This window comes from Dyadobacter sp. CY356 (assembly GCF_021440195.1).
In the GTDB taxonomy this organism is placed as follows: domain Bacteria; phylum Bacteroidota; class Bacteroidia; order Cytophagales; family Spirosomataceae; genus Dyadobacter.
Genome location: NZ_JAJTSZ010000008.1, coordinates 12656 through 34129, shown reverse-complemented (window position 1 = coordinate 34129; position 21474 = coordinate 12656). Strand labels below are relative to the sequence as shown.

General features: G+C 40.2%; 12 protein-coding genes. 6 read left to right on the top strand and 6 right to left on the bottom strand.

All coding sequences use genetic code 11. From position 1 onward, the window contains the following. The 3 genes from LXL81_RS22460 to LXL81_RS22450 form a co-directional block, all read right to left on the bottom strand. A complete protein-coding gene (locus LXL81_RS22460) occupies positions 1-3405 on the bottom strand; it encodes a SusC/RagA family TonB-linked outer membrane protein (protein ID WP_234649054.1) in 3405 nt (1134 codons plus the stop codon). Between the two features lie 199 nt (positions 3406-3604). Continuing rightward, entirely contained in the window at positions 3605-4729 is a 1125-nt protein-coding gene (locus tag LXL81_RS22455) for a TIGR03364 family FAD-dependent oxidoreductase (protein ID WP_234649052.1), read from the bottom strand. A gap of 8 nt (positions 4730-4737) precedes the next feature. Continuing rightward, entirely contained in the window at positions 4738-5442 is a 705-nt protein-coding gene (locus tag LXL81_RS22450; RefSeq protein ID WP_234649050.1) for an HAD hydrolase-like protein, read from the bottom strand. 486 nt (positions 5443-5928) lie between these two features. Between LXL81_RS22450 and LXL81_RS22445 the strand changes: the two genes are divergently transcribed. The 3 genes from LXL81_RS22445 (at position 5929) to LXL81_RS22435 (ending at position 13106) form a co-directional block, all read left to right on the top strand. Continuing rightward, positions 5929-6717, top strand: a complete 789-nt coding sequence (locus LXL81_RS22445; protein WP_234649048.1) for a PhzF family phenazine biosynthesis protein — start codon at positions 5929-5931, stop codon at positions 6715-6717. A gap of 168 nt (positions 6718-6885) precedes the next feature. Next, the gene (locus LXL81_RS22440) at positions 6886-8607 is read left to right on the top strand and encodes a M48 family metallopeptidase (RefSeq protein ID WP_234649046.1); all 1722 of its coding nucleotides are present in this window, start codon (positions 6886-6888) and stop codon (positions 8605-8607) included. A 137-nt stretch (positions 8608-8744) separates the two neighbouring features. Next, positions 8745-13106, top strand: a complete 4362-nt coding sequence (locus tag LXL81_RS22435; RefSeq protein ID WP_234649043.1) for a PAS domain S-box protein — start codon at positions 8745-8747, stop codon at positions 13104-13106. An 11-nt stretch (positions 13107-13117) separates the two neighbouring features. Here the strand turns inward: LXL81_RS22435 and LXL81_RS22430 are convergent, their stop codons facing one another. Next, positions 13118-13387 carry a TIGR03643 family protein gene (locus LXL81_RS22430; RefSeq protein WP_234649041.1) on the bottom strand — a complete coding sequence of 90 codons (270 nt, stop codon included), beginning with the start codon at positions 13385-13387 and terminating at the stop codon, positions 13118-13120. Positions 13388-13731: 344 nt separating this feature from the next. On the opposite strand from LXL81_RS22430, the gene LXL81_RS22425 reads away from it, so the two are divergent. After that, positions 13732-14325: a 2OG-Fe(II) oxygenase gene (locus LXL81_RS22425; protein ID WP_234649040.1), complete on the top strand. Its 594-nt coding sequence runs from the start codon at positions 13732-13734 to the stop codon at positions 14323-14325. A gap of 65 nt (positions 14326-14390) precedes the next feature. Here LXL81_RS22425 and LXL81_RS22420 read toward each other — a convergent pair whose 3' ends face one another. Further along, on the bottom strand, positions 14391-15245 hold the full coding sequence (locus LXL81_RS22420; protein WP_234649037.1) for an SDR family NAD(P)-dependent oxidoreductase: 855 nt from the start codon (positions 15243-15245) through the stop codon (positions 14391-14393). 186 nt (positions 15246-15431) lie between these two features. Here LXL81_RS22420 and LXL81_RS22415 point away from each other — a divergent pair, with 186 nt between their 5' ends. Continuing rightward, entirely contained in the window at positions 15432-18128 is a 2697-nt protein-coding gene (locus LXL81_RS22415) for a carboxypeptidase-like regulatory domain-containing protein (RefSeq protein ID WP_234649035.1), read from the top strand. 28 nt (positions 18129-18156) lie between these two features. Here the strand turns inward: LXL81_RS22415 and LXL81_RS22410 are convergent, their stop codons facing one another. Next, entirely contained in the window at positions 18157-18735 is a 579-nt protein-coding gene (locus tag LXL81_RS22410; RefSeq protein WP_234649033.1) for a Crp/Fnr family transcriptional regulator, read from the bottom strand. Positions 18736-19003: 268 nt separating this feature from the next. Between LXL81_RS22410 and LXL81_RS22405 the strand changes: the two genes are divergently transcribed. Beyond that, complete coding sequence (locus tag LXL81_RS22405) at positions 19004-21355, top strand: ABC transporter permease (protein ID WP_234649031.1); 2352 nt, start codon at positions 19004-19006, stop codon at positions 21353-21355. Positions 21356-21474 lie beyond the last annotated feature (119 nt).

The following is a 21474-nucleotide window of genomic DNA, read 5'->3' as shown; positions in this document are numbered from 1 at the left end:
TTAAAAAATCAAATTCAAACTAACACCCATTTCCCTTGTGGAAGGAGTACTCATGTTTTCAAATCCGGGGATCAAGCCGCTGCCATCCGTGGCCGTAGTTACCTCAGGATCAAAATGTTTATTGCTTTTTGGTGTAACCAGGAACAGATTTCTGCCAGTAACCGAGATTTTTGCCGTTTTAATGAACTTGTTGTTAGCCAGCCATTTTGGAGGTAAAGCATACCCGATCGAAAGTTCACGAAGCTTGAAATAGGTTGAGCTGAAAAGCTGAGCCTCTGAAATATGATCAAGTGGTTTTTTGATAAAATACCTTGCATTCGTTCCATAAACACCAGCACTGTATGTGCCGTCTGTACTGGTATTGTTTGGCTGATATGATCCGTCAGCCATCAGTGCGGCGCCAGGAATGTAATATTTGTCGTTATATTCTGTACCCGGCGCACGTGCTCCCCGACCCAACGCACTTTCTTCCAATTGACCGGCACCGGCAGCCTTGTTGTAAAAACGTGATACAAATTTGCCGCCATATTGTCCGCCAAACATAAAGTTCAGGCTAAGACCTTTGTAAGTCAGCTGGTTATAAATACCGCCCGTCCAGTCCGGGTGATAATTTCCCAGATAAATATCTTCGCTGGTTCCTCTTGGATAAGAATCATTGAAGATAATCACATTTCCTTTCATCGGCCCATCCGGAACGCGTTGGTAACCAGGCCCCCAGATCGATCCCATTTTTTGTCCGACCCTGGCCTGAATGGAAGCATCTTCACCCGGAGCAGCCTGAACAATTTTATCAACATCAGAAGTCAAAGAGAGCAGCTTTCCTACATTGTGCGCCCAGTTTACAGTAATATTCCATTTGAAATCCGCCGTTTTAATTGGCGTAAAATTCAGGACAACTTCAACACCTTTGTTTCTGATTTCACCTGCATTAATTTGTCTGCTCGTTGCACCTGAACTTTGAACAGAAGGAAGGCTGATGATCTGATTTTTGGACAAGGCATTGTAATAAGTCACATCAAATCCCAAACGGTTCTGGAAAAAACTTACTGCTGTTCCAATCTCGTAGGTTGTAATAATTTCAGGTTTCAGTTTTGGATTTAAAAGTGATCCGGTTCCAACCAAAGCATAATTACTTCCCCATGGTGAAGCATAATTGTATGTGTTTTTCAAAGCATAAGGTCCCGTGTCGTTACCCACTTTTGCCCAGCTTCCTCTCAACTGCACCTGACTGAAAACCTCCGGAAGATTCAAAATGCTTTTCAAATTTCCATTGACACTTACAGAAGGATAGAAATAGGAATTGTTCCCGGCCGGCAAAGTACTCGACCAGTCATTACGGGCCGTTACATCCAGATAGACGAAATCTTTGTAATTCAAATTGGCAGTACCGTAGAGACTGTTGATCCGCTTTTTGAATTTACTTGAAGAACCGGTTAAAGCAGTTCCTGTATTTCCGATACTGTAAACACCCGGAATTAATAATTGAGGCGCGGCAACATCTTCACTATGCCCATTGTTATCAAACCGGTTTCCACCAGCCGAAACATTGATACCGAAATCTCCGTTTCTGGTTGTGTTGTTATAAGTCAGCAGGAAATCTGCATTACGTTCTTCATTTTTAATTTGAACAATCTCGTAACGGCCGCTTTCATAATCTACTGTACTTACGGCCCATTGCATTGGTCTGAAATCGTTATAAAAATCGTCTGCAACACGCGCTTTCAATTTTAAATGATCTGTGAAAGCATATTCCAAAGCGATATTACCGTAAACGCGATCTTTGTTCTGACCTTTGGTATCCTGATATTGAAGGAAGAATGGATTGTTATGATTTTCTCCATAATTGTACTGATACTGGCGAATTCCTTCCAGACCTGGCTGCCAGTAATTTTTCAGACTGTTCATGTTCACATTTCTACCCATCCAGGTAAAGAAATACATGAACGTGCTCCGCCCATAACCATTATCCGGACGGTTGTCACTCGTTTGTTTTACATAATTAATATTGATCGAAGATGTTAATTTTTTCGATAGTTTGTATGAGCTGTTTAAATTAACCTGATATCGGTTGAGATCATTGTTTGGTATAACTCCCTTTTCGTTTAATGAGGTAAGCGAAAGACGATAATCTCCATGCTCGTTGCCACCGGAAAAGGCAAGATTGTTATAATATTTTTTTCCGGTTGTAAAAAAATCCTTGATGTTGTTTGGCTGAGAAACCCATGGCGTCTGTAAAACATCACCCCTGTTGCTAATCGCTACATCTCCGCCACGGTAACCGTTTGTTGTAGGAGAATCAAACTGAGCCCTTGTTGTCCCGATGTCCATCCTCGGACCCCAGCTTTCATCATAATCATCATTATTTCCATTTGGATAGGCGGACCAGCTTGCTCCAAAATTTGATCCGTCATACTCACCATTATTTCCCTGGCCAAACTGATTTTGAAACTTTGGCAAACGACCTACTTTGGTAACAAATAAATAAGTGTTAAAACTAACACCAACACCTTTTCTATTGCTTCCCTTTTTTGTTGTGATCACGATTGCACCCCGCGCCGCACGTGAACCGTACAAAGCCGCGGCAGCAGGACCTTTCAAAACGTTAACGGATTCAATATCAGCAGGATTTATTTCAGAAGCACTATTGCCATAATCAGCTGAGCCACTGTTATTTGTACCATCATTACCTACTGGAACACCATCAATAATAAAAAGCGGCTGGCTTTGCATGGACAAAGATGACTCGCCCCTGATCACAATCCTGGCAGACGATCCTACTCCACCTGCTCCACTAATATTAACACCGGCTATTTTCCCTGAAAGGTTATTTACAAAATTGGAAGCCGGAGATTCATTAAGAATTTCTCCTTTTACCTGCTGTGTTGAATAACCCAATGATTTTTTCTCTCTGCTAATACCGAGCGCTGTCACAACCACCTCATCAAGCACATTATTGTCTTCTTCCATTATAACGTTGACAGAGGTTTTTCCACCTACGATCACCTGCTGGGTTTTGTATCCGATAAAAGAGAATACCAGAACATCCGCCGGCGAAGCGACTGTAATCCGAAAATTTCCGTCAGCATCACTGGCGGTACCTTTCTGTGAATCTTTGATGACAATATTAACACCCGGCAGTGTCTGCCCTTTGGAATCAGTAACCTTTCCTTTGATGTCAATTTCGGCACGAAATGCTGAACGATTTACATTATACGCTAGAATATTTTCTATCGTTTTATGCTTTCCCGCTAAGCCATTTGATTCGGCAATGTTGATTTCCGGAACTGGAAGTCGGGTTTTGACTGCGGCGTGTGAGGGAAGGAAATTCCCGTTGGCAATCAGTATCCCAAACGCAAACAATCCGGCCCTTTTCAGCTGGAAACGTTTTGTAGAGAGAGGTTTCATACGAGTAGCAAGTTTATGGGTATATGCTTTGATTTGTTCAATCCTTGTCCGGTAACACAGGCAAAAGCCATTGCCAAATGTTCAATACAATGCCATTACCATGCTGCACGCCGCAAAATGGATTCTCACCTTATTTGATATTTGTATTCCTTTTACTATCCGTAAAAAATATCAGTTTTTACGGATAGTAAAATTATTTCTATTGATACGTTCCGCCAATCACCTGATCGCATAAACCAAATGACAGCGTCATGCCTGCACCGCCCAATCCATTGATGATTGTCACACCTTCTTCTGGTCTTAAAACAATTTCAGTACCTCCGTTTGTCATTTTCGGGTAAATCCCATGCCATGTCTGGAACACTTTCGGTGATTTAAACTGAGCGAAAGTAGCCAGGTAATCAAGGATCATGGTGTTGATAAACTCACGGTCAAAAGGATCGAAAGTGAGTGCGTATTCATGCGAATCGCCGACTGTAATTTCGCCAAGACCATTTTGTGAAGCCATCACATGAATCCCCCATTTCAAATATTCTGCATATTCCGCTTTATATCTGGCTTTCAGATTTTCAAGAGACGGTGCTGCTTTAAATCCGTCATAATGAATCAAGGAAAGTCCTCCGCACAACGACGGTCCTATCTTCCAGTTGTCAGGCTGCGCTTCGAGACGCAGCATCTGAAGTTTACATTTGGTTAGTGGCGACGAGGAAAATAATTCTGGATATAGTGTTTCAAAATCAGCACCGCTGCATACAAAAATTTCGTCTGCTGCCCATTGTTTCGCTCCTGATCTTACAGTAGGATAATCAACCTCCGAAATGGCAGTATCCCAGATAAAGTTTACCTGATATTTTTCAGTCAGATAAGCCGGAATACCGGCAATTGCCTGTCTTGGATCAACTATCATTTCATCCTCACAAAACAGCGAGCCTAACAATCCGTTCGCATTTACGGCCGGCGACATATCCAAAGTTTCCTGCGCAGAAAGTACACGAACGGGCCGTTTATCACTCACTTCAACAATCTCTTTTACCACATTCAGTTCATCCTGATGGTAAGCCATATGTAAACTTCCGCCTTCATGAAACCACAATTTTGCACCTGTTAAAACTTCTTTCCAAATACTTTTGGCAGACAATGCTCTTTCATACATTTTTCCTTCCGGCTGACCAATCGGCCACACCATTCCAAAATTCCGGATCGAAGCCCCAACCGCCTTACTTGATCTTTCTATAACCGTAACCTGATAACCTCTTGCACCCAATGCGCGCGCCGTTGCCAGCCCAACAATTCCTGCACCGATCACAATTGCTGATTTGCCCATTTTTTTATCTAATCTTGTTGAGTCGTAACTTGTTGAGGAATAATGATGTTGATCACATCCGAAATATTATCAATGATGTGCGTGGGGTTGTATGGAATCAATTCTTCCCGGGTAAAAGCACCGGTGGTAATGCCGATCACATATTTGCAGCCGCTGTTGATTCCCTCATTGATATCAACTTCAGTATCGCCCACTTTTGCTACGACATCCGAAGATTTAATTTCAAGTACAGCCTTAATTTTTTCTATCATATCCGGAAATGGGCGTCCATGTTCTACCTCATCGCTGGCTACAAGAAAATCAACCTTGTTATTCCATCCCAGACGCGCCATAATAACATCTGCTATATTTCTTGAAAAACCCGTGTCCAGGGCAATTTTTATCCCCGCTTCACGCAATTTTAAAAATGTTTCTTCAACATTAGGAAGCGGCACTATGTCATCCGAAGTTTCATAGAATTTAATCATACTATCAACAAACTCAGTATGAATATTATCTATAAGTTCTTCGGTTATTTTTTGTTTTTCGGGCTCGTGTTTTTCGAGCATCATTTTGATAGCTACCGGTTTTTCATATCCCATAATCGGATTGATATTTTCAATCGCAATCGGGTAACCATAATTATCCATCGCATTCTGAAACGCAAAACCCACGTAATTTTTATCTTTTACTGTGGTGCCGGCCATATCAAACACAACAAGCTCAATTGACATTTTATAATCTGTTTAATTGGTGAACTAATACTAAACTTCAAAGAAAAACTAAAAACTATAATCTTACAAACTCATTAAGTAAATAACGAAAGAAAGTATACAATTACTTAACTTTTTATAAGACGACATTTTTATAACTTGTTATAATATAGCTTAAAAATAAGATAAAAACAAAAATCTAACAAATAAAAGTTAATAAATATTTAACAATATATACAATTACTCCTTTTGATATGGTAAAATTAATGGGTTTCGATTTAACATATATTATGTAAATGTTAATTAATACTAAACAAAATGTGAAATTATGATTTAGTGGTTTTCATCTGGAAAAGGATTGAATAAGTAAAACTTTCTCCAAAATGACTATTAAAAGGATTAACTAAAACGATTTTTCATACTCAATTCCCGGACATTCCATTAAATTAGCAAACCTTCTGCCAACCATTTTTATTCAATATTCAGACTTTACATTTAAAGCAATCAATGACATTCGAATTATACCAGATTGACGCTTTCACGGAAAGTATTTTTGGAGGAAATCCTGCCTGCGTTGTGCCACTGCAAGGTTGGCTCCCGGACGAATTGCTGCTGAAAATAACCAGAGAAAATGCTGTCGCAGAAACTGCTTTTTTTGTAATTACCGGTGACCGGATTCATCTCAGGTGGTTTACGCCTGAAATTGAAATGGATCTTTGCGGCCATGCAACTTTGGCAACTGCACATGCACTCAAAACAATATTAAATTACGCCAAGGACGAAATTATTTTCGATTCATTGAGTGGAGAACTCCTCGTGACCATGCGTGAGAACATGTATTTTCTAAACTTTCCATCAAGAAAAGCCCAACCTGTCGATCTACCGGAAAACATTAAAAAGTCGCTTAATATTCAGCCAAAATCAGTTTTTAAAGCAAGAGATTATCTACTGGTTTATGATACTGAAAGTGAAATCAGAGATATCAGGATAGACAGAAATCACTTTGATCAGATCAATCTTGATCCGGGAGGGGTTATTGTTACGGCAAAAGGAGATTATTCCGATTTTGTTTCAAGATTTTTTACTCCGCAGGCTTCCATATTGGAAGATCCGGTTACCGGCTCGGCGCATTGTACCCTGATACCTCACTGGAGTGAGAAACTTGGTAAAAATGAAATGAATGCTGAACAAATTTCGGAAAGATCCGGGAAGTTGTTTTGTTTCGATCAGGGAAACAGGGTATTGATCGGCGGCAAAGCCAGGACGTACTCTGCCGGGCATTTTTGGATTGAATAAAGTGTCACAACAAACCTGGATCAATTGACCTAAAAAGATGTGCAGACTTTATATCCATATTATCGCCTTTATCATCAAAATGTCACTTACTATTTTTACATTTAAAAAAGATCTGTCAAATCCTGTTTCCAGGTATCAAAACCTTTTTCGTCCAGCTAACAACACCTAATGAAAACTTCACTTCTATCGTTCGCCTTTTTTACTATTGTCATTGTGGGTTTTATGCTGAAATTTGGTCCTGATAAACGCGGAAAAGATACAGTGTACAAACAGGAAGAAATTCCCTTTTGCGGACAAATATCATCAGGAAATCCTGGAATAACTGCGAATGGAAAGTTTGTAATGCCACTACCCGGTTCGGGCCAGTATTCTTATAAAATCTCGACCAATAACGACAGTGCCCAGTTCTATTTTAACCAGGGACTAACCATGTATTACAGCTATCATATGAAAGAAGCACTGGCCTCTTTCATGGAATCTTCACGGTTTGACACAAAGCATCCAATGCCGTATTGGGGACAGGCGCTTGCCATGGGCCCCTACTACAATGCGGCGCATTCCTATCAGTTGCCCGCTGCCATTCCGGAAATAGTTTCAAAAATGAATCAGGCAGCGACGTATGGAAATGAGAGTGAAAATGCATTGATCAAAGCCATGACCCTGCGATATTCCAATGACCTTTCTGACAAAAACAGGAAAAATTTAAACATTACCTATGCGGACGCCATGAAAAAGCTAGCAATTTCGAAGACGGCAAACATGGATGCAAAAGCGTTATATGTGGATGCCGTCATGCTTATGCACGCCTGGGATTTTTGGAATGCAGATGGTTCTGCAAAACCATGGACACAGGAACTGGTGATGTTATGCGAAAATATTTTAAAGACAAACCCCAATCATCCCGCCGCTCTCCATTATCATATACATCTTACCGAAGCATCCAGAAATCCCGAAGTGGCACTGCCAAACGCAGATAAACTAAAAAACCTCCTTCCGGGAGTTGCCCATATGGTGCATATGTCAAGTCATGAATACCAGAGAAATGGCATGTATGCAAAAGGTGTTGAAGTGAATGACAAGGCGGATGAAAACCTGCTCCGTTACGATTCTCTGGCGCCTAATCTGCAATTGAACAAACACAGCACACACTATTTTGCGGTGCAGACTTATTGCGCTATGAGCGGCGGCATGTACAAAACCGGTATGCGTGATGCCTTGCGATGCAGGAAAAGTGTTAATCCTTCACCTCAGCAAACTTATGACCAGTACATGTTTATGCTGCCAACACTCACACTGGCCAGACTTGGAAAATGGGATGAAATCCTGAATGATAGTATCTCGCCCGATCCAAAGTGGAGCTATGCCGCGCTCCTTTCAAACTTTGCCAAAGGTCTTGCCTACGCAAATACAAATGACTTAATTTCTGCTAAAAAACAGCTGGAATTATTATATCAGAATAGCAAAGATCCCATTCTGACCAAGGTAAGAATTCCGTTTAATGCGCCAATCTCCATGGCAAATATTGCCGGAGAGATATTAAACGCCACCATTTTATTTTCTGAAAAAAAATATGATGAATCCTTTTCAAGTCTGAACAATGCCATTAAAATTGAAGATAACCTGGTTTACACTGAACCAAATGACTGGCCCATTCCAGCGCGGCAGTTCTTAGGCGCTTTTCTTTTGAAAACCGGGAAGTATGTTTTAGCTGAAAAGGTGTACCGGGAAGATCTGGCACTAAATCCGGGTAATGGCTGGTCTCTGATAGGATTATCTAAAAGTTTGAAAGCGCAAAAGAAAAACAGTCAGCTGGCATCTTATAAAACTAAATATATGCGCGCTTTTTCTGGTGCAGATAATCTCCCTAATTCCTCAGTATACATGAAATAGCAAAAAAAGCTGCTAATTTTGATGTTTGTCTTTATAAAGTAATGTTTTGATAAAGTTCATATTGGTTACATGATTTTATTAATCCAGAAAATACTTGGATATTTAGAAGATTTAAAACTTGAAATACTCAACGCAGAATGAAAAACCTTCCCATTCCTCATAATGAAAATGAAAGGTTAAAAGCACTGAAAGACTACCAGATTCTGGACACGTATAGTGAGATGGAATTTGACAGACTTACCGAGCTGGCTTCAATTATTTGCGACACGCCAATTTCACTCGTTTCACTGATCGATGAAAAAAGGCAGTGGTTCAAGTCAAACAAAGGCCTGGATATACCTGAAACATCGCGTGATCTTGCATTTTGCCAATATTCTATTCTGGATAATGTAATTTTTGAGGTTGAGGATGCAACCAACGATGAACGTTTTAAAGATAATTCGCTAGTAACAGGCGATCCGCATATCCGTTTTTATGCCGGTTATCCATTGATTGATCCGAAAGGATTTGCTTTGGGCACTATCTGCGTGATTGACAACAAGGCTAAAAAATTGAATGATCAGCAGAAAAGCGCCTTAAAATTAATTGCTGAACAGGTCATGTCACTGATCGTGGATCAGCGAAAACGTCAGGAATTAAAGTATTTCGAGCGCCTTTTTCAGCTCTCAAATGACCTGATCTGTATTGCCGGCGCAGATGGTTATTTCCGACAGATCAACCCTGCATTTGAACAACTGCTGGGTTGGGACGAAAAATTTCTTTTGAAAACTTCTTTTTTTGAGCTGACGCATCCCGATGATCTTGAAGAAACTTATGCGCAGATCTCAAAACTTTCTTCCGGAGTTCCGGGCATTAATTTTACGCAAAGATTCCGCCAGAAAAGCGGCAACTATATTTATCTTCAATGGGTAGCTACGCCAGAGCCCGCGACCGGAAATCTTTTTGCGATTGCACGAAATATTACCGAAGAAAAAATACAGGAGCAGAAATTACAAGTCAGCGAAGATAATTTCCGCTCGTTTTTTGAAAATTCCCAGGGGCTCATGTGCACACACGATCTTCAGGGAAATTTCATAACCGTTAATGCGGCTGGTGCCGAGTTATTGGGTTATTCAACAAGTGAGGTTTTAACAATGGGACTGGCCGACCTGATTCCGGTCAAACATCATAACGCTCTCAGACATTATTTAAAAGAAATCAGGGAAACCGGAAAGTCAAGCGGTTTGATGACTACTCAGCATAAAAACGGAAGTTATCTGATTTGGAGTTATCACAATATTCTAGTCCAAAATCCATACGGAGACGATTATGTTGTCGGAAACTCTATCGATGTAACTGAAAGTCAGCAACTTGCCAAACGACTTCAAAGAACCCAGGAAATGTTGATGCAAACCAACAGGACTGCGCGTGTTGGTGGCTGGGAAGTTGATTTACTTTCCGGGGAAATTAATTGGTCGGAAGTTACCCGACAAATCCATGAAGTTGATGCCGATTATCAGCCTGATTTGAAAACAGCGTTGGAGTTTTACCAGGATGCAGAAGGCAGAAAAACGCTGATGAATGCAATTGACCTCGCCATTTCAGAGGGGAAAGGTTACGAATTAGAACTTGAACTTACCACTGCCAAAGGCAACTCAGTCTGGGTTCGAAGTATTGGTAATGCAGAAATGGATAATGGCAGGTGCAAAAGAATTTATGGAACATTTCAGGATATTGACGAAAAGAAAAGGGCAGAAATTGAAACTGCAAAGTCCAAAAAATTGCTTGACGATGTATTGAATGCGGCATCTGCCGTAAGCATCGTTGCCATTGATGTAAACGGACTAATTACTGTTTTCAACAAAGGTGCTGAAAAACTTCTGGGTTATTCCTGTGAGGAGGTGATCGGACATCTTACACCTGATATATTTCATATACCCGAAGAAATTGAAAGCCGGTCCAAGGAATTAAGTAAAGAATACGGAATGCCAATTAAGGGCTTCAAAACTTTTGTTTACAAAGCAGAAAAAGAAGGTTTTGAGGTGAGGGAATGGACTTTTAAAAACAAGGCAGGTCTACTTTTTCCGGTTTCTATGGCTGTGACAGTGATACGAGACCTTGATGACAGCATTATCGGATATCTGGGTGTAGCAGCTGACCTTTCTGCAAGCAAAAAAGCTGAAAAAGAACTTATCAGCCAAAGTGCGCGTCTTCTGGCATTTGTTGAACACGCCCCCGCGGCAATCGCCATGTTTGACAGGGATATTAAATTCCTCGCCATCAGCAGGAAATGGCTGGAAGAATATCATTTGACCGACCGCGACATTATTGGACTGACCCATTACCAAGTTTTCCCAAACACTGCTGAACACTGGAAAGAGATCCATCAAAGAGCTTTGCGCGGTGCGATTGTCACTAAAGAAGAAGAAATGTGGTCACCACCCGGCTGGGGCCATGAACAATATCTTAAATGGGAAGTTCGTCCCTGGTATCAGTTTGATGGCTCAATCGGCGGGATTATGATGTTCACGCAGGACATCACCGAAATTGCGCTCAGCAGGGATGAACTAAAACAGGCAAAACTTCTGGCCGAGCAGGCCAATGTTGCTAAATCGGAGTTTTTAGCCAATATGAGCCACGAGATCAGAACCCCGCTCAATGGTATCATTGGCTTTACTGATCTTGTGTTGAAAACAAAGCTCGATGATACGCAAAAGCAATATCTGGGCATTGTCAACCAATCCGGCACCGCTTTGCTCAATATAATCAACGACATTCTGGATTTCTCAAAAATTGAAGCCGGAAAGCTCGAACTCGATATAGACCAGTGTGATATTTTTGAAATAGCTTCACAATCAGCCGATATCATTTCATTTCCTGTGCAAAACAAAGGGCTGGAAATGCTGCTGAATATTCCGGCAGAATTGCCGCGTTTTGTCTGGGTTGATGAGGTCAGGCTAAAACAGGTTTTAATTAATTTATTAAGTAACGCAGCCAAATTTACAGAAAGCGGGGAAATTGAGCTAAAAATTGAAATGCTCGTATATAATCCGGAAGAGAGCAATAATGTAACCTGCCGGTTTTCGGTGCGGGATACCGGGATTGGAATCAGGGAAGAAAAACAGGCAAAAATATTTGAAGCATTTTTACAGGAAGATGGCTCAACTACAAAGAAATATGGTGGTACCGGGCTTGGGCTTACGATTTCAAACAAACTTTTGGGGATGATGGGGAGCCAGCTCCAACTCAAAAGTATTCCCGGAATTGGCAGTACTTTCTTTTTTGATCTCACCTTGAAATCTGAACCGGGCGAGCCTATCATATGGGAACATGTCGATTCCATCAAGCACGTCCTGATTGTGGATGATAATGATAATAACCGGATCATCCTTGAAAAAATGCTTGAAATCCTGAAAATAGAATCCTCTCAGGCCAAGAATGGTCTTGAAGCGGTGGATATGATCGTAAATGGAAAAACAGTTTTTGATGCTGTGCTGATGGATTATCACATGCCTCAACTGGATGGGTTGGAAGCAATAAGAGAAGTGCGAATTACTTATGGAATTGATGCAGAAAAGCTTCCCATTGTATTATTGAACAGCTCGGCAGATGACGCGGTTGTTTTAAAAGGTTGTGATGAATTGAAGGTGAATTACCGTTTGATGAAACCGATCAAACTACATGACATTTTTCTTTCTCTCTCACGATTATCTCAAAAAGAACAGATCGAAGAGTTTAATAAGTTGTCAGAAAATATTGAGGTCTATACGGGCGGACTTGTTATTCTGATTGCAGAAGATAATCCTGTTAATATGTTTCTGGCAAAAACGGTGATCAGGAAAATCGCCCCAAATGCAGAAATTATAGAAGCCGAAAACGGCTTGAAGGCCGTTGAATCATGTAAAAAACAATTGCCGGCAATTATCTTCATGGATGTACAAATGCCGGAAATGAACGGGTACGAGGCTACCATTGCCATCAGAGATCTCGAAGGAGAAAACCATGTTCCCATTATTGCGCTGACAGCCGGAAACGTGAAGGGTGAAAAGGAAAAATGCCTGGAAGCGGGCATGGATGACTTTGTTACCAAACCCTTTGTTGAAGAGATAATATGGCAGATGCTGAATAAATTTGTAGGTTTGGATGGTGCTCCTGATAAACAGAAAAAATCGGAAAACATCACCGGTTATGACAGCAACCGCTTTGATGTCAATAAACTTTACGATATATATTTGAATGATCAAAAATTCATTCACGAACTTCTGGAACTGAGTATAAGCGGGCTAAACGAAAACTTATCAGATCTAAAACAATCATTTGCAGACGAAGACCTGATTGCTATCAAAGCTACCGGGCATAAACTAAAAGGCTTATCTTCTTCTGTTTATCTCAATCACGTTGCCCGGCTTGCCGGACTGCTGGAACATATTGCCGTTTTTGACAAAAGTGTAATTGAAAACTTGCTGACCGAACTTGACAATGAAATCAGCTATTTATTACCCGTCCTTTCAAGATTTTGATTGTAAACTGCCTAGCGTTTGCTGATTGCATTCATTGCAATGGCTTTTTGCATTTTTGATTTGAAACGGGTAATTCCTGAGTCTCTTTTCATCAAATGTTTCTGACTAACGCCGCTGTTGACCCGCTTCCTCCACAGGTTGAAACTGCTTCTTTTCAATTCGCCCCGCATTAATTGGATCACCTGGCTTTCAGGTATACCAAATTGCGCCTCTATGGCTTCAAACGGCGTTCTGTCTTCCCAGGCCATTTCGATAATTCTGTCGGTTTCTTCTGCGGTCATGTTTTTTGTTTTTTATTGAAATACAAAAATCGTGCAAACATGATTCATTCCGATTTCAAACTTTTTACCGGATTCATTAGCGCAGCCTTAATACTTTGAAAGCTGACTGTCAAAAATGCAACTCCGATGGTCAGAATACCTGCCGCCACAAAAACCCATATTTCAATATCAATTTTGTAGTGGTGATTCTTCCAGCGAGTTGAGAACGTATTGACCGGTATTAACATTTGCGGCTTAAAATTGTCTTTCAATTTCGTCTTAAAAAGTATTTAGCTTAGTAAACCAGTAATAAGACGTAACTTACATAAAAGGCATTTTGCCGGTCCATTCTTCACAACATCTGCTTGGTAGATATCTTTAATACCCTCATCGACAGTTTCATAGACAGCAAGGTGGGCATTGCAGAAAACTTTTTAAGCCCGTCGCTGGCTGCTCATTTAAAAGCTAATCTGAATAATTTATATTCCGGCAAACAGCTTTTATCGGCGGGAACAGGGAATGATAAAACCACTTCCCATAACAAACAGATAAGAAGTGACAAAATTTACTGGCTCGACCGCAAACATGAGGATCCTTTTGAAAATGATTTTTTTGATCTCATGGATGATTTTATCAGTCATCTGAACAGCACTTGCTACACCGGAATTACGGGTTACGAATTTCATTACACCCTATACGAAAAAGGTAGTTTTTACACCAAACATTTTGATCAGTTTAAGAATAACAGCAGCCGCCAATATTCCATGATTATGTACCTCAATACCGACTGGCAAGAAAACGACGGCGGAGAATTATGTATTTATCATGAAGACCATTTACAAAACATAACTCCTGTCAACGGAAAAAGTGTTTTTTTCAAAAGCAGTGAACTGGAACATGAAGTTTTGCTGACCAACAAACCCCGGATGAGCATAACAGGTTGGCTAAAAATCAATTAACCAGATTGAACAAAAAAAAATCCTCACCGGACAGGCAAGGACTTTTTTGTTGACAATTTTAATTATTAGCTATACTTCACAAGCCATCTGCTTTTTATTTCTGCTCTTGCATTTATAAATTCGACATCAGTACCTTCTGCTATCGCATCGAGCGGCAATCTTAATGGTCTGCTTCCTTTTTCCATATTGACCAGCTTCAACACGCCGTCAGCAATAATTTGCGGATCCATATTAAAACTAGTCATTTTCCCAAACATACTTGCTCCCATAGCGTTGAACTTCCGGGCTGCCGCATCACCATATTCTTCAATAATTTCCGGTTTATCTGCGTTAACGCCGGTTTTAGTACCATTGTTCATCTCAGTAGGATACACACCCGGCTGGATGCTGACATTCTCAATGCCATAATCTCTCAACTCATCCTGCATACCTTCGGTGATGCTTTCCAAACCAAATTTCGATGCAAAGTAAGGAATCATGAACGGCAAAGTATGGCCGCTGGCGCCGGTGGTGATATTGATTATCAGCCCATTTCTATTTTGACGCATTGACGGCAAAACAGCCTGATAGCTTCTTAATACACTGAAGAAGTTGACTTCAAACATACTTTTTACCTGATCAATTGAATAGGCTTCGAGCAATCCATATCCCGTAACGGCAGCATTGTTGATCAACACATCAATTTTACCATATTTATTCAATGCAAAATCAACTGCACTTTTAATGGATTCATCGCTGGTAATTTCTAGTTCGAAAACATCAACATTTGGTATAGCAGATAATTCTCTTGCAGCATCAGCATTTTTTCCGTTTACACCACGCATGCCCGCAATCACGGTATGTCCCGCTTTTGACAGGGTAATAGTCATTAATTTACCAAAACCGGTGCTTGTTCCTGTTATTAAAATAATACTTGACATTTTGTATCGCTGTTTTAATTTATTGATACAAAATTAATAGGCAGACAGGCCAGATCCCTTGATAAATGATACAATCGATCTTGATAAATGTCAAGAAACGCAAATTTTTAAACTCAAAAAATTATAATTACGAGCTTCTGGAAAACAGAAAAATTTGACGTATATTAATATCATAAATCATTTTATATGAAGCGCGTTACACTCCTCATCTTCTTTATTTTTATTTCCTGTACAGTTTTCGCCCAAACCGGTAAGATTTCTGGTCGCGTCATTGATGCCAGAACACAGGAACCGCTCCCTTTTACCAATGTGTACATTAATAATACAACCATTGGTGTTACCACAGATTCGTCAGGTAAATTTATTTTGCCAAATCTCCCATTAGGCTCTGCTGAAATTGTCTTTTCTTTTCTAGGTTATATTCCCCAACAATTGAAGGTTGTTGTGAAGGAAACAGGCAATACGCCATTATCTATCTTGCTCAGTGCCGATTCCCGGCAACTATCAGAGGTCGCTATAAAATCCGGAAGGGATAAAAATTGGGAAAGGCAATTAAAAAAATTCGAAAAAGTTTTCTTTGGAAACACTGCCAATTTTAAAATACTTAATTCCTGGGTACTTGATTTTACAGAGGAAAATAACGCTATGACCGCCAAAGCGCCAGTTCCGCTGGAAATTGAAAATAATGTGCTGGGGTATAAACTCTTTTTTCAACTGAAAAAATTCGGTTTTTCAGCAACAGAATTTTCTATCGTCGGCAATATCCGGTTTGCGGAAATGGAAACGACCGACAAATCCATAGCCTCTGCCTGGATGAAAAACCGGGAGAGCGCATACCGTGCTTCTGCTAAATTTCTGATGAAGTCGATACTGGATGGAAATATTACTAAACATGGTTTTGTTTTATATAAGGATAAATTGAAAGGCAGTCCGAGAAGCGATAATTTCAGTCTTGAAATAAAGCACAACCTTTTGCCATATGATACCACCGGAATGGTAGCACGCCTGTCGGGTATAAATGAATTCCGAATAGGTGTGACTGATAAAATAGAAATCCACAACAGGCTGGACTACACGAAAAACCGGTTTTATATGGATGTCAGCAATCCTGTCAGCTGGCTTGAAGTAAGGAACGGCTACATTCTGATCAACAAAGAAGGCACGATTCTGAACCCAACGGATGTCGCCATTTCAGGAAATATGGCGGATGGAAGAGTATCCGGAATGTTGCCGCTCGATTACAAACCAGGAAGTATCATCACAGTGCAGTCACCGGAAAGTTTGCTGGCGAAAAGTCTTCAGGAAAAAGTATATCTGAACACCGACCGCCCTTACTATTATCCAGGGGAGAATATCTGGTTCAGTGGTTTTATGAATTACAGGACTCCCGGGCGCATGGATACGTTGAGTAAAGTTTTGTATGTTGATCTTATTGCCGCAGACAAAACAATCAGTAAAATGCTTGCCATCCCGATAGACAGTGGAAGGGCGGCTGGTTCCATACAAATTTCTTCTAAAACATTACCTGGAAATTATGTATTGAGGGCGTACACGCAGTGGATGAAAAATTATGGGATTGATCTGTTTTTCTACAAACCCGTCATCATTTTAAATCCTTCCGAAAGTATTGATCAAATTGCCTCAGCGCCCCTTGCTGATAGTTTGTTAAAAGTTAAGTTTGATAAAACCGACTACAAAATACTAAGCAAAGTCAAAATGACCGTTGGACTTGACAGCACTCTGTTGGATAATCTGATAAAAGGAAGTTTCTCCGTTACAGTTCTGGATGAGAAGTTGACGATACCAACTAGCGAATCAACCAATATTAAAAACGATTTTGAGATGTCCGCTATTCCCAGAGAAATAACGGCGGAATTAAAATATTCCATTGAAACGGGCATTTCAATAAATGGTATTTATCAGGATAAAAAAGGAAAACCAAAGAAAACTAAACTGACTTTGATTCCGGAAAACATGGGTGGAATTTATCAGGCAACGACGAACACAGAAGGTGAATTTTCAATTAAAAATCTCATGTTTTATGACAGCTTAAAATTTGTGTTTCAGCCTTCGGAAGGAAAAGTTATTATCGTAAATCAGGATTCGCCCTATCTTCCCGAGAAATTACCTGTATCTAAATTGAAGCACAAATCTCTTGTCACGCCGCGGGTTTATCATTCAAACGATACACTGCGCGCCACTTTGCTTAAAGAATTTAAAGTGACCGGTACCAAAACTGTTAAACAGGAAAATGGATATGCAACGCCTGATTTCTATATCAAGGGTGAAAGTATGGGAAATTTTGGAAGCGCGGCCGAGGCAATTGCAGCCAAAGTTCCGGGTTTTAAACTAATTTCTGAGGATAACAATTGGTATCTGATCTGGAACAGATTTACGATCAACGGAAGAGACGGACATCCGCAGGAACCAAATTTATATGTAGACAATGTGATGGTAACCGGTGAAACTGCCGGGAACAGATTATTTCAAATTAATCCGGCGATGATTGATCATGTTGAAGTGAATGGTATGATCACTGCAAATCAGGGAGCAAACGGTGCCAACGGTCTTATCAATATTTTCACAAAAAAGACAAATGAGGTTGATTCCCGGGCACTGTCAATTTTTAGCGCACATGGATTCGACAGGACCTTGCCCTTTCCACAACCTGATTATGAGATCTTTAAACCAGATGCAGAACATACCGATAATCGTTCTACACTATACTGGAATCCCCGTTTTGAAATAGTATCAACGCACAAACCGGCAGAACTTTCATTTTTCACATCCGGACAGACAGGAAATTTCCGGATCATTATTGAAGGTATAACCAACAGAGGACATACGATTCACTCAGAAGCGCTTATTAAAGTGACCGAATAGAATTATTTTTATAAACAATTCTGAAAGGTCATTTATGCATTAACTGCTTTTTAATTCTGCTTAGCGTCTCGGGTGTGATACCCAGATACGAGGCGATCATATGGCGCGGAACACGGTTGGCCAGACCAGGAAATGTAGTCAGAAAATTAAGATATTTCTGTTCCGCAGTCATACTTATCATGGTATTAATTCTTTCTTGTGAGGCGTTAAATCCTCCTTGTAATATCTTGTTGATAAGCTCATTAAAGGCAGGTATCTTTGCGCAAAGCATGTCAAAATCTTCCTTTCTTATCAAAATTATAACCGAATTTTCAATGGCATCGATATTATATTTTGAAGGCGTTTCATTCAATAAGCTTTGCCTGTCACCTGCCCACCAATTTTCGGTACTAAACTGAATTACATGTTCAATTCCTTTGTCATCAACACTATATCTTCTTAAACACCCTTCAATTACAAATACATTGTGTCGCCAAACTTCACCTTGTTGCAGCAAAAATTGTTGTTTCCTTAACTTCCTGATAATACATACAGAAGCTATAACCTCCCAGTCGGCTTCTGATATATTTGCTTTTTCGGTGATATATTTTTTAAATACAGATAACATGCCTGCGGTACCTTCTAGTGAATGTCAAAGGAAAGGTACATATTTTACAGCATTTTCAGATTGAGAAACGTTCCGATTAACGGTAAAATACGGCCGATTGTAATGTTCAGTTACGTTGATATACTGTCCGATAACGAACATTATAAATACGTTAAACTTTTGTAAGCAACTGATTTACAGACTACAAAATGCATTGTGATTATTGGTACATAATTTGTGCTGCACATTTCATACTAAACCTGAATATCAATATTTTAAACTTCCGGCCATGTTTAAAAACTACTTTAAAATTGCGATCCGTAGTTTATTGAAAAATAAACTTTTTTCGTTTATCAATATTTTTGGTCTGGCACTGGGCATGTCATGCAGTATGCTGATATGGCTTTGGGTGCGGGATGAAATTTCTTACAACAGTTTCTATCCTGATCTCGAACAAATTTATCTTGTACGGTCAGCCTCGGACTGGAATGGCGAAAAAAATGTTGGAGAAGCAACACCTGGCCCCTGGTCGGAAGCGATCCAAAAAGAAGTACCCGAAGTGGCTGCTCTGACAAAAATTACCTGGAACAGAGATTTGCTGGTGAAGGCCGGGGAAAAATCAACAAAGGAAAACGGGATTTATGCGACGCAGGATTTCTTTAAAGTATTTCAAACACCGTTTGTAGCGGGAAATGCGAATACTGCGATTGATCAGCCAACTTCTATTGCCATTTCCCGTAAATTGGCGGAAAAATATTTTGGCAGTTCAAATGCAGTCGGCAAGACCTTAAAACTGGATAATTCATCGGATTATACTGTCAGTGCCGTTTTTGAAGATATACCTCAAAACGCATCCGTACAACTTGACTGGGTTATCAATTTTAAAGTTCAGGAACAGGATTGGATGAAAACATGGGGCAATTTTAGTTTCAAAACCTTTGTGCGTCTCAATCCACAAGCTGATCCTGTCCACGCTGATGCGATCATTAAAAAAGTAATAAAGAAAAATACACCACCACAGTTTGCAAGTTTCCCAATACTTCAGGGCCTAAAAGATCTTTACCTTCATGGAGAATATGAAAACCTGAAACCTACCGGAGGCCGTATAGAATATGTTCGTGTGTTTTCCATTGTCGCCATTTTCATATTATTGATCGCTTGCGTCAATTTCATGAACTTGTCTACCGCGCGCTCTGTCAAAAGGGCCAAGGAAGTTGGTGTGAGAAAAGTGGTTGGTGCGGAACGGAAATTTTTGGTCATGCAGTTTTTAGGCGAATCATTAATCGTGAGCGGACTTGCTGCATTTTTGGCAATGATATTCGTAATCGGCTTGTTGCCCGCATTTAATGAAGTTGTTCAAAAACAGATTAGTTTAAAAGCACTGGACCCCGTTTTATGGCTTTCCATCATTTCGCTGGTATTGGTTACCGGAATGGTTGCCGGCAGTTATCCTGCGCTATATCTTTCCTCTTTGCAGCCGATCCGGATTTTAAAGGGCAGACTGACATTTACAAACAAAGGTGCTTTTCTTAGAAAAGGGCTGGTCGTTTTCCAATTCGGGCTTTCAATTTTCCTGATCATAGGCATGCTGGTTATTGGCCGTCAGATGAAATATATCCAAACCAAGCGACTTGGTTTGAACAAGGAAAACGTACTCTACATTACCCTGGAAGGTAATTTAATCAACAAACTTGAAGTTTTCCGCCAGGAAATCATGAACTCCCCTTTCGTAGCTTCTGCTACCACAACAGGTGCTATGCCCACCAATATTCAGGGTAATTCCGGTGATCTGGACTGGGATGGTCGTGATAAAGATTTGGTCAATACGGTGAGTGCAACTTTTGTGGGTTATGATTTTGCCAAAACGATGAATATTGAGATGCTTGACGGCCGCGATTTCTCCAAAGATTTCGCTGCGGATACGGCAAATTATATCGTCAACGAGGCGGCAGTTAAAATGATGAAAATGAAAGATCCTGTCGGGAAACAGGTGAAATTCTGGATGGGAAAAGGAACCATCGTCGGCGTGATGAAAGATTTCCATCTCAGCTCTTTCCATCAGGCCATTCAGCCGCTGATCCTTGTCAATTATAAAGGTCTGAATACAGAATACATGATGATCAAAACGCAACCCGGAAAAACAAAAGAAGCGATAGCTTATGTGGAAAAAATAACCCGCGCATTTAATCCGGATTATCCTTTCACATACCACTTTCTGGATGAAGATTATGAAAAAATGTATCGTTCAGAGATGATCGTTAATACACTGATCAAATATTTTGGAATACTGGCCATCGTTATTTCCTGTCTGGGACTATTGGGTCTGGCTGCATTTACAGCTGAACAACGTACTAAAGAAATCGGTATCAGGAAGGTTCTTGGTGCAAATGTCGCCAGCGTTATCGCCTTACTTTCAAAAGATTTTATCAAATTAATTCTGGTTTCAATTGTACTGGCTTCTCCACTGGCCTGGTATGTCATGGACAAATGGCTGCAAGATTTTGTCTATCACATTGATTTATCGTGGGGCATATTTATGCTTGCCGGTGGAATTGCCGTTAGTGTGGCCATGTTCACTGTAAGTTTTCAAAGTATTAAAGCTGCTTTGATGAATCCGGTAAAGTCTTTAAAATCTGAATAGATTAGATTTTAGCTATTCCTGGTAGCCACGAATGCACGAATTTTTCACTGATGTAACTTGGTAAAATTCCTGTATTCGTGGCTGAATTTTTGAAAGCTTCCGAAAATTTGTTTCATTAT